Source organism: Halalkalibacterium halodurans, from assembly GCF_004376175.1.
Taxonomy (GTDB): domain Bacteria; phylum Bacillota; class Bacilli; order Bacillales; family Bacillaceae_D; genus Halalkalibacterium; species Halalkalibacterium halodurans.
In genome coordinates, this window is record NZ_SNUY01000053.1 from 1 (window position 1) to 10,799 (window position 10,799).

Below are 10,799 nucleotides of genomic sequence, written 5' to 3' on the forward strand. Positions count from 1 at the left end.
AGAGAGTCAAAAGCACTCATCATTGATTTAGATTCAACACATGCTGACACATACGGCCAACAAGAATTTACAGCTTATAATACCCATTACGGGACTGTTGGCTTTCATCCATTGGTTGCCTTCGATGGGATAACAGGCGATTTCCTAAAAGCCCAGCTACGCCCTGGAAATGTGTATACGTCCAATGGTGTTGTGGATTTTGTGGAACCACTTATCAAACATTACAATGAAAAATTTCCGGCAACGACACCATTCTTACGCGGCGATAGTGGTTTTGCCGTTCCAGCTCTATACGATTTATGTGAACGTGAATCGGTTTATTATGTCATTCGTTTGAAATCTAACGCCATTTTACAGCGAATGGCAGATGAATGTCATCCAGCCACAGTACCGTCAGATGTGACAAAGTCTGAATGTTATTATGAGGAAATCGACTATCAAGCGAAATCATGGTCTAAGCCGAGAAAGGTCATCATCCAATCGGTTCGCCCTGCAGGCGAATTGTTGTTTACCCATTCATTTTTTGTAACGAGTCTAGGAGATGTATTCTCTCCAAAAGATATCGTTCGTACGTACCAAAAAAGAGGGACGATGGAGAACTACATCAAGGAAGCTAAAAATGGTTTTTATTTGGATAAAATGAGCAGTCACTCTTTTCAAGTGAATGAAGTGAAAATGATGGTAAGCCTGTTAGCCTATAACCTAACGAATTGGCTACGTACGCTTTGCTTTCCAGAAGCACAAAAAGGGATGCAAATTGAAACCATACGTACAAGGGTCATTAAAGTGGCTAGTAAATTAGTGAAATCAGGACGATCCCTTTACTTTAAATTGTCCTCTAGTTTTGTATACCAAGATTTTTTCTGGAAAGTACTTCAGCGGATTCAACAGCTAAAGCTAGGATAGAATCGAAAAATCCTGTTTTTTAAAACACGATTTAAGACCAAGGGAGAAGTATGCCCAAAAACAGGCATTTTTCCGCTCCTCATTCTAGAAAGATGCTTTTCAGAAGAAAATAACCATGATTCTTTCAAAGGGATCGGGAATCTAATCGTTTTTGGCCTAAAACCCTGATTTATGTTCGAGGTATGAATAATTCAGGGTCTATACTATAATAAAAGTAAGCGCTTTTTTATTTTAGCAAAGGTGCGTGACGCGTATGAAAATGAGTGATGTTGCAAAACTAGCAAACGTCTCGCCTGCCACAGTTTCTAGAGTACTAAGCAACCCTGAACTTGTGAGCAAGGAAACGAGAAAAAAAGTCCTGGATGTTATTAACCAAGTGAATTACAAGCCCCATATTGTGGCAAGACAATTTAGAACGCAGGAAACAAAGATGATCCTCGTGGTTGTCCCTGATATTACGAGTGCGTTTTTTTCCAAGGTGCTACGCGGAATTGAGCACATGGCGATCGATCATGGCTATCAGGTCATTTTAGGCGATACAGAGCATGACATTAACAGAGAGTTGGAATACATTAATTTACTTCACCAAAAGCAAGTAGATGGGATGGTGCTATTGACCGCGCGAATCGATAAGGAGAAGCTCCAAGACATCTCCGCACACTTTCCAATGGTATTAGCTTGTGAATATATGGACGGCCTTGATGTACCAACGGTCTCAATCGATAACATTAGCAGCGCCCGGAAAGCAACGGAGCATTTAATACAACTCGGTCATAAACGGATTGCCCACATTACCGGTCCGATGAATATTATTTTAAGTCGCGATCGTTTAAAAGGCTACAGGCAAGCAATGCTCGGCCACGATATTCCGATCGATTCCGCTTATATTCAAGAAGGAGAGCTCACATTCGAATCAGGATATGATCAGACAATGAAGCTATTAGCACTTGAAGCTCCTCCAACCGCTATTTTTGCTTTCAATGATGAGATCGCAATGGGAGCGATGAAAGCCGCGAAAGATAGCGGATTATCCATCCCTAATGAGTTGGCGATCATCGGCTTTGATAACATTAAAATGGCCATGATGGTGGAGCCCGGCTTAACGACGATCGATCAGCCGAAATATGCGATCGGTAAAAAGGCGATGGAACTGCTACTAAAACAAATCAACAATGAGTCGATCAAAAAGAAAAAATTCGTCTTAAAAGATGAGCTAATCATAAGGCAGACCTGTGGTGCCGAGCAGCAGACAGTCTCCCACGTATAACAAGCATACGAAAATAGCTCTTTCCCTCATATTAAGAGAAAGGTTTAAACCTAAAAGGTTGGCGCTCTTTTCACGCCAACCTCTTTTCAATAAATGAATTAGACACGTTCCTTAGCCTTACCGCTCGTTTGAAATTCCCGCATTTTTGTCTTGACCGTCTCTACAATCGCTTCGGTACCAGGGGTTGTAATCGCACGATAATCGTAGATGTCTTGATCGTTCGTCAGAATCGTTCGGACTGCATGCGCCCAAGCTTGTAAACACTCTGTATTCACGTTGATTTTCGCATGACCAAGCAGGATCGCTTTACGAATTTGATAATCTGGGATCCCCGAGCCACCATGTAAGACGAGAGGAACACCTGTCCGCTCCGAAATGACCTTCATTTCTTCAAACCCAAGCTTTGGTTCCCCTTGGTATGGTCCATGAACAGAGCCTAGGGCTGCTGCTAAAGCGTCGATGTTTGCTTCCTCTACCACTCGGACACATTCATCCGGGTCTGCATATTTGACACCACCGATAAGTCCGTCCTCCATACCACCGACCGTTCCAACCTCTGCTTCAACTGAAACATTGCGCGGCTGGGCATAAGCAACTACCTCTTTTGTCATCGCAATGTTGTCTTCAATTGGTGAATGAGAACCGTCGATCATAACCGACGTAAAACCTGCATCGATTGCTTGTTTGCATCGGTCGATCGTCATGCCATGATCCAAATGGAGGGCGACCGGAACAGTAATCTTCATTTCGATCAAAAGGCTATTAACCATGGAGGTGATCGTTTGAAACCCTCCTAAAAAATCGACGAGTCGGTCTGACGCTGCGACAATTACTGGAGCCTGCTCTTCTTCAGCCGCTTGTAAGATCGCTTGCGCCCACTGTAAGTTATTTAAATTGAACTGACCGACCGCATAATGACCTGCCTTTGCTTTCTTTAGCATTTCTTTCATTGATACGAGCGCCACCGTTAGCACCTCTCCTACTTATAAGTACGCTTGGTTTATTTTGTCGTCTCTAGTGTAAAGTGCTTTGAAACAACTTCCACTGTCGTATCCTTTGCTGTTTTTATCGCCTCTTCTGCACTCAACTGGTAATATTCTGGTCTAAACAACTCAACAGATACAGCTCCTGAATAGCCTTTTTCTTTTAAAATCGATAACATTTGATCAAGATTAATAGCGCCATGTCCTGGCCACACACGATCTTCATCGGTCAAAAAGCCAACGGGAAAATCTTCTGTATCATCCATGTGCAAAATGAAGATCTTCGAAATGTCCGCTTTCTCTAGATCTGAAATGTTTGATCCCATAGCATGGAAATGGAAGCAATCGAGCACTAAGCCAATATTATCTCGCCCTACCGCTTCAACGATTTCATACGCCTGACCAAACGTGTTAACCGTGCATTGCGGGTGTCCGATAAATTCAAGTGCCACCTTCACACCATACGGTTTGGCTATTTCCGATAGCTCGGTCAAAACGTTCACGCAGCTTCTCTTGATCTCACTTTTTAAAATCTTTTCCTCTGTCACGAGCGGTACAGCGACCACATAAGGGATGTTGAGCGCTTTGGCTGTCTCCATCATCCCTTTAAATTCGGTGATGATTTCCTTGTACCCAGCTTCATCACGATTATTGAAAAAGACGAGTGCGTTTAATGCCAACGGCTTAATATGATTCGTTTGAAAAAAGTGTTTCAATTCATCCAGTGTGTGATCTTTTAAGTACTCAGGCAATTTATCCATTGTCCGAATTTCAATGTAATCATAGCCGTTCTTTTCGCAATATTCCAAATCCTTCACTAAGTTAGAGTTTTCCAATGTGGTTGCTTGATTATAGCATAGCTTCATGTGAATTCTCCTTTTTCACACTGTAAAATGCAGGTTTCTCTTTTAGTGAAATGAATTGTTTTTGCCAAGAGTTTGACGCTTTTAATGCAGCATCTACCGTGATTGCAGCAACATAACCATCCCAAGCGTTCGGACCGCTCGGTTCACCTGATTGCTTAATCGAATCGATGAAATGTTGCAACTCCACATCATATGCCTCAATGAATCGCTGCTTCCAATCCATTAAAATGTTGGTCCCAAGTGTTGCTCTTTTTCTAAACGAAATGCTATCCACTTCAGGAAGGCTGGCAATTCCTTCTTCTCCGATCACTTCACATTGGATGTCATAACCGTACTTGCAGTTTACAAAAACTTCCGCAGTAATGAGCACCCCGCCTTTCGTTTCCAATGTGACCACTCGTGGATCTCTTAAATGAGGCAATGCATGCTTTGTCTTTTTCGGAAACGAGACTGACACGGATTCATATTCATCATCGATCAACCAATGGAGCACATCTAATTCATGGATTAACGTATCATGGATCGCCATATCATCTGTATAACTTTCCCCTACTTCTGGGTTGCGATGGGCGCAACGAACCATTAACGGCTCACCGATAAAATGATCATCGATCGCTTTCTTTAATTGCACATAGCCTTTGTCATAACGGCGCATAAATCCAACTTGAACCAAACGCTTTCCGTGGTTCATTTCAGCTTCAATAATTTTCATGCACCCTTCCGCTGTCGTCGCAAGGGGCTTTTCCACAAACACATATTTTTCTGCCTCAATCGCACCTAATACATTCGCTTCATGGGCAGGTCCCCAGCTTGTTACAAGGACGGCATCGACATTGTCTGCGGCAACGAGCGAGCGATCGTCTGGGTAAACATCTGCCTCTAGCTTCATTTGCGTAACCACTTGTTTAGCGGCCTCCTGGTTCACATCGGTTACTGCAACAATTTTCCCGCCTGATAGCTTGTTCTCAATTCGTTTCATATGTTCCCGGCCAATCGCTCCCGTCCCAATCACTCCGAAGCGTAGTGTCATTAGATCCTCTCCTTCATCTCATCGGTTGTAAGTAACTTTTCATCGATATACTGTCTCGCCTTTAGCGCATACTCGAGGGGATGAGCCTTGGCTGGATCTTGCTCCGCTTCCACGACGATCCACCCTCTATAATCACGAGTAAGTAGAACATCGTACACCTTTGTAAAATCAATACATCCATCCCCAGGGACGGTAAACATTCCGGCTAAGAATGACTGCAAAAACGATTGACCCTGCTCTTGACATTTTGCTAAGATATCGCTTCGTACATCTTTAAAATGGACGTGCTTGATCCGGTCGAGATGCTTTGTCAAGAGGAGCATATAGTCATTGTCCGAAACGTAAATATGACCAGTATCGTACAAAAGAGAGACGAGTGTTGGATCTGTATTCTCCAGTAGGCGATCAACCTCTGCTAACGTCTGTACGCCAGTCCCCATATGGTGGTGATACACTAGCGTTAAGCCGTATCGCTGGGCAATCTTCCCTAATTCGTTTAACCCTTCACATAAGGTTAGCCACTCCGAATCTGTAAACATCGGCTTTTCCGTAAAAATGTTTTGCTCGGACTGTTGAATGCTGTACGTTTGCTCTGACACAACAGCTACGGAAGCGCCCACTTCCTCAAGATACGCACAATGAGCATGAAATTCCTTTGAAACGCTTTCAAATGGATCACGAATGAGGTAGCTACTAAACCATTGACCAGCAATTTTCAAGTTTCTAAGTTCAAGCTCTTTGTTTAATGTTTTTGCATCCGGAAAAAAACCGCCCACTTCTGTTCCTTGAAACCTGGCAACGACGATATCGCTCAATAGGTGGGACAACGTATTGCCCGCACCTATTTCAGGAATATCGTCATTGCGCCATCCGATTGGAGCGATTCCCCATAAAATCTTTTGATCCGCCATTGACGCCACCTCCATTAATACTGCTTCGCCCGCGTTAACTTTTCTTGCTTTAGCTCGTATGCTTGCTGGATTCCTTCACGATCAGACACTTCGGAAACACCGAGGTTCCACCAGCTGCCATCATAGCCATCTGTCATCGTTTTCGGAAGTACTTTAATGTCGATCAACGTGGAGCACTCTTGTTTCTTGGCATCTTCTAACGCTGCTTTTAACTCCTCAACCGTGCTGACGCGGTACGATTTGGCCCCGTATCCTTCCGCCACTTTTGCATAATCAACGTGTAAAATCTTTTCGTCAGCCGTTCTGAATTCACAGAAGTAGCTACCACCACCAAAATCCATCTGCAAATTGTTAATGCAACCATAACCTGAATTATCAAACAGAAGGACGTTTATTTTTTTATGATACTGGATCGCCGTCACCAGCTCGGAGTGAAGCATGAGAAAACTACCATCGCCAACGATCGCATATACTTCTTTATTCGGTTCTGCCAGCTTCAGCCCTAATGTACCCGACACTTCATAGCCCATGCACGAATAGCCGTATTCTAAGTGATACGTATTTGGAACTTCAGCGTGCCAGAGTCGTTGCAAATCACCTGGAAGAGAGCCGGCAGCGCAAATGATCACACTGTCCGGGTCGATTGTTTCATTAATGGTTAGCAAAGCGGTCGTTTGCGCAAATTCTGTTTGAAGAGCATCGGCGTACTCATTCATCACCTCTTGAGTGAAATGACCTTTTATTTCTGGTTCAAATCGCTCCCGATCAAACGTTACCTTCCCGAGTCGCTCTCGTTCCTTTAACCATTCGGCTTTTAGTTGGCCAATGTCATCACCATATTCACTCTTATATCCTTCAAGCATAGGCACTAACGCTTCCAATGTTCTCTTGGCATCTGCCACGACAGGAAATGCATCGAGCTTGTATGCTTGCATGCGGCTCACATTAATATTTACAAATTTCACCTTTTCGAAGTCAAACAGCGTTTTCGATGAGGTCGCAAAATCTGTAAATCTAGTCCCGATCCCGATCACGAGATCTGCCTGTTGGGCCGCCTTATTCGCTGCTAACGTTCCTGTGATTCCGAGCCCACCTAGATTATTTTTAAAGGAAGCCTCTACCGCAGATTTCCCTGCTTGCGTCTCTGTTAACGGTACATTGAAAGTCTCAGAGAATGCGATAAGCGCCTCTCTAGCCTCCGAATATTTCGCACCACCACCAACAACGAGCAACGGTCGCTTGCTCTTCTTAATAAGATCAGCCGCACCTTTCAGCTCACGTTCGCTAGGAAGCTTTCGGTCAATATAATGTACGCGTTTCTCAAAAAATCTCACATCATAATCAAACGCTTCCCCTTCGACATCCTGTGAAATACAAATTGTCGCAGGGCCCGCTTTGGCTGGGTCGGTCATGACCTCAAAAGCGCGAATTAAGCTTGACATAAGTTGCTCTGGGCGTGTAATTCGATCCCAGTAGCGAGATACTGGCTGCAAGGCATCATTTGTCGTAATGGCGATGCTTTGTTCTTGTTCAAACTGCTGCAATACAGGGTCTGGTTGTCTCGTCGCATACGTATCAGCCGGGAGTAGTAAAATTGGAATTTGGTTAGCAAGGGCGGTTGCAGCAGCTGTTACTAGATTGGCTGACCCTGGCCCACTTGATGTAGTAATCGCATAGATTTTCTTACGAAGCATCTGCTTGCTGTACGCAATCGCCGTATGCGCCATCCCTTGCTCGTTTTTCCCTTGATACACTTTTAGGTGGCCAGGATCTTGCTCTAAAGTATGACCAATCCCCAATACATTGCCATGACCGAAAATATTAAAGATGCCTTCCACGAACGGAAATTCTTCACCATCGATATGAACATACTGTTGATTTAAAAATTTAATTAATGCTTGAGCTGTCGTTAATCGAATCGTTTCCATCTGCCGTCACCTCTATGCGATCGTAATCGTTTCATCTTTTTCAATTAGCGCTTCAATTTCTTCCACAGACGGCATTGCGTCAGATGAACTATGCTTGCTCACAACGATTGACGCCGAAGCGCTACCGTATTTTAATGCCGTCTCGATCCCTTTTCCTGAAATCAACGCATACAAGAAAGCGGATGCGTAGGAGTCACCTGCGCCGAACGTTTTCAGCACTTTCGTTTTATAAGCGTAGCCGCGATACGCTTCCCCGGCCTTCGTATAAGCAAAAGAACCTTCAACCCCGTGCTTAATGACGATCAATTCTGGAGAATGCTTGAAAAGGTAACGGATCGTCTCATCATTGTCCCCTTTTTCTGTACGGTTCTCGAGCACATCAAATTCTTCCCGTGTTCCAATGACGATATCAGACTGCTCCGCTACAAGGGAATAATAGACTGCTGTTTCTTCTGGTGTTTCCCAAGAGTACGGACGGTAATCTAACTCAAAAACAACCTTTACATCGTTTCGCTTGGCCAAACGAATCGCTTTCAACACCGCTTCCCGAGATGGGCTCTTTGATAGTGCGGTACCTGAAACAAGCAATAGCTTAGACCGTCTAATGTACGCCTCATTCACCTCTTCTGGGGATAAGTAAAGGTCAGCCACATCTTGACGATACATTAAAATGCTGCATTCTTCGGGACTCTTAATCTCTGTAAACGCTAAACCTGTTTTATGTCCCTCCTGATCAACGACAAGGTTGGACGTATCCACCCCAACACCTCTCATGTAGGATTCGATAAATCGCCCGTGTTGATCGTCTGCGATTTTCCCGATAAAGCCTGCCTTCAGTCCTAGCTTTGAGCTCCCGATAACAATATTAGCAGGGGACCCGCCTACATATTTAGAGAACGTCATTGTCTCTTCCATCGGTCTGTTGTATTCAACAGCATTTAAGTCAATGCATGCACGCCCAATCGCAATCAAATCAAACTCTCGATCTGTTGAAAGTTCATAGGTCATGAAAAGACCACTCCTTTTAAAATTTCTTCAAAAATACTTGGCTAAGCTACGTTCTTTAAAGTGGTACAGCTTTCGCGAAGTCGCTAAATTACTCAATAATCCATTCATGGGCCGGATCATTAAAAAACTTCCAAATTCGCTTAGGTCCAGCCATCACATTTAAATAGTAGGACGCATACCCTTCCGGCACGCCAACAGGGTGGTATCCTTTAGGTACGATAACCATGTTCTCATTCTCCACCGTCATCGTTTCATCAAGGGAGCGGTCATCCGTATATACACGTTGGAAGACAAACCCTTGCTTAGGATTGACCTCATGGTAATATGTTTCCTCTAATAACGATTCTTCAGGCAATAAATCGCGATCATGCTTGTGCGGAGGATAGCTAGACCAGTTTCCACTTTCTGTAAAAACCTCAACGACAAGAAGACTATTAGCAGAAGGGTCTGAATCGGGTAGAATATTGTGTACCATTCGCTGATTATTCCCCTTGCCCCGATGCTCAACGCCATTATCTTCAGCCTTGATAAGCTTAGTTGGAAGTTGATTTTTCGAAGGGGCGTAGCAAAGAGCTACCCGCGCTCCGGTGACCGCCTCAATCGAAAACGTTTGATTATTTGAAACATAAACACTGTCGGTTGGCTTCTTTTCAAAAACAGATTCACGCGTTCCAATATTCTCAAACGTCACCTCATGATCGGTCACATGAACCTTCCCTGTTACAACGACAATGCAGCATTCTTTGTTTTCTAAAGTTTCTGAATAAGTTGCCCCTTGTGAAAGATCTAATGCCTTAAACGATACGTATTCTAAAGAAGCGTTGTCAGCTGTCACATCGTGGACAAGTGTTACTCCTTTACTTATTTCTGCTCGCTCTGGCTTACGAAGCAATTGACTCATTGACTGAACCTCCTACTATGAATCGTTATTGTAATCGATTTCATTGTTTTCCTAAAAAATATGTTGTTCAAGCCCTCTCACTTTCAATGCTTTCACAACTTCTATGTCCTTTTGTCCAGAATAATATTAAAAGCGCTTTCAGTCAATAGTTTTTCATGTACTTTCAGTGTTTTTTTGAATGGCAGATTAATTGTTCTCCCGTTAAAAAATGAGTGTATAGCCATTCTAACTGCCTTAATTCTTTGCTATTCTTCCTTCGAAATATCTGAAATCGTTTTCAAAGCACATCGCTTCTTTCAGTTTTTTGCCCAATAAGTGGCTGTGACAAAATATAAGCTGGTCGAAACGAAAGCCGCTCCTTTGTAAGCGGCTAATTCCATGCTTCCACTGAACACGAGGAATGAACTTACTAGCAAAACAGCCATACTCACGAGTGCTATCACACCAAATAAAACGCTTTCAATCGTGCGTTTTGACTTATTTTTATTTTTCGATAGCACTAGTGTTGCATTAATTTAATTTCACTATTATAAATACTCAAAATGTTCAATAAATTAATTTCACGCATAAAAAAAGTCCTTTATAATGGATAAGTTAGGTGGTAATCCCGTCCAAATCCAATAATAAAGGAACAATCTCATGGATAAGATTACACGAAAAACGTCATTTGGACAATGGTTTTCACCGATAAATCATGAATTATTTGATGATCAAGTGAAAACATTGAAATTAGATTTCTATACGAAAAAACTTACGACAGAATCCTTTTTGAAATTGTTACTCTACGCACAGCTTGAAGAAGTAGAAAGTCTTCATGCGTTGAGTGATTGTCTTTTTGATGATCAACTACAAAAAGGCATTGACCTTGATTCGATCAGTATTTCTCAACTTTCACGACGATTAAATGGGATGAATCCAGATTTATTCCAACGGCTTTTCCTTGATTTGGTCGCACAAATTCATGCCAAAACACATTACACCAAACTCGTCATGCCGTTA

General features: G+C 43.0%; 9 protein-coding genes and 1 pseudogene. 3 read left to right on the forward strand and 7 right to left on the reverse strand.

Going from position 1 to position 10,799, the window contains the following annotated elements; genetic code table 11:
* Together E2L07_RS15210 and E2L07_RS15215 are read left to right on the forward strand one after the other, a co-directional pair.
* Positions 1–906 (forward strand): IS1380-like element ISBha1 family transposase (locus tag E2L07_RS15210; protein WP_134229984.1); only part of this gene is annotated, 906 nt, incomplete at its 5' end.
* 253 nt (positions 907–1,159) lie between these two features.
* Positions 1,160–2,173: a LacI family DNA-binding transcriptional regulator gene (locus E2L07_RS15215; protein ID WP_010898469.1), complete on the forward strand. Its 1,014-nt coding sequence runs from the start codon at positions 1,160–1,162 to the stop codon at positions 2,171–2,173.
* 98 nt (positions 2,174–2,271) lie between these two features.
* Here E2L07_RS15215 and fba read toward each other — a convergent pair whose 3' ends face one another.
* From fba to iolB, 7 genes are all read right to left on the reverse strand, one after another.
* Entirely contained in the window at positions 2,272–3,138 is an 867-nt protein-coding gene (gene fba, locus E2L07_RS15220; protein ID WP_053431009.1) for a class II fructose-1,6-bisphosphate aldolase, read from the reverse strand.
* A 35-nt stretch (positions 3,139–3,173) separates the two neighbouring features.
* Entirely contained in the window at positions 3,174–4,022 is an 849-nt protein-coding gene (gene iolI / locus E2L07_RS15225; protein WP_010898471.1) for a 2-keto-myo-inositol isomerase, read from the reverse strand.
* Positions 4,006–5,052 (reverse strand): bifunctional inositol 2-dehydrogenase/D-chiro-inositol 1-dehydrogenase, encoded by a 1,047-nt coding sequence (gene iolG, locus E2L07_RS15230; protein ID WP_134229985.1) that lies wholly within the window; start codon positions 5,050–5,052, stop codon positions 4,006–4,008. Before iolG ends, iolI begins: the two co-directional genes overlap by 17 nt.
* A complete protein-coding gene (gene iolE / locus E2L07_RS15235) occupies positions 5,052–5,963 on the reverse strand; it encodes a myo-inosose-2 dehydratase (protein ID WP_053431006.1) in 912 nt (303 codons plus the stop codon). Before iolE ends, iolG begins: the two co-directional genes overlap by 1 nt.
* A 14-nt stretch (positions 5,964–5,977) precedes the next feature.
* Positions 5,978–7,891: a 3D-(3,5/4)-trihydroxycyclohexane-1,2-dione acylhydrolase (decyclizing) gene (gene iolD, locus E2L07_RS15240; RefSeq protein ID WP_134229986.1), complete on the reverse strand. Its 1,914-nt coding sequence runs from the start codon at positions 7,889–7,891 to the stop codon at positions 5,978–5,980.
* Positions 7,892–7,903: 12 nt separating this feature from the next.
* Entirely contained in the window at positions 7,904–8,899 is a 996-nt protein-coding gene (iolC, locus tag E2L07_RS15245; protein ID WP_010898475.1) for a 5-dehydro-2-deoxygluconokinase, read from the reverse strand.
* Between the two features lie 88 nt (positions 8,900–8,987).
* Entirely contained in the window at positions 8,988–9,800 is an 813-nt protein-coding gene (gene iolB / locus E2L07_RS15250) for a 5-deoxy-glucuronate isomerase (protein ID WP_010898476.1), read from the reverse strand.
* Between the two features lie 639 nt (positions 9,801–10,439).
* On the opposite strand from iolB, the pseudogene E2L07_RS15255 reads away from it, so the two are divergent.
* Positions 10,440–10,799, forward strand: a pseudogene (locus E2L07_RS15255) (DUF4372 domain-containing protein); the annotation flags it as partial.

What these genes read in the sequence shown, in the direction of transcription:
- iolG (WP_134229985.1), bottom strand. Translation starts at nt 5,052, where the DNA reads ATGACACTACGCTTCGGAGTGATTGGGACGGGAGCGATTGGCCGGGAA.
- iolC (WP_010898475.1), bottom strand. Translation starts at nt 8,899, where the DNA reads ATGACCTATGAACTTTCAACAGATCGAGAGTTTGATTTGATTGCGATT.
- E2L07_RS15215 (WP_010898469.1), top strand. Translation starts at nt 1,160, where the DNA reads ATGAAAATGAGTGATGTTGCAAAACTAGCAAACGTCTCGCCTGCCACA.
- iolE (WP_053431006.1), bottom strand. Translation starts at nt 5,963, where the DNA reads ATGGCGGATCAAAAGATTTTATGGGGAATCGCTCCAATCGGATGGCGC.
- iolB (WP_010898476.1), bottom strand. Translation starts at nt 9,800, where the DNA reads ATGAGTCAATTGCTTCGTAAGCCAGAGCGAGCAGAAATAAGTAAAGGA.
- iolI (WP_010898471.1), bottom strand. Translation starts at nt 4,022, where the DNA reads ATGAAGCTATGCTATAATCAAGCAACCACATTGGAAAACTCTAACTTA.
- iolD (WP_134229986.1), bottom strand. Translation starts at nt 7,891, where the DNA reads ATGGAAACGATTCGATTAACGACAGCTCAAGCATTAATTAAATTTTTA.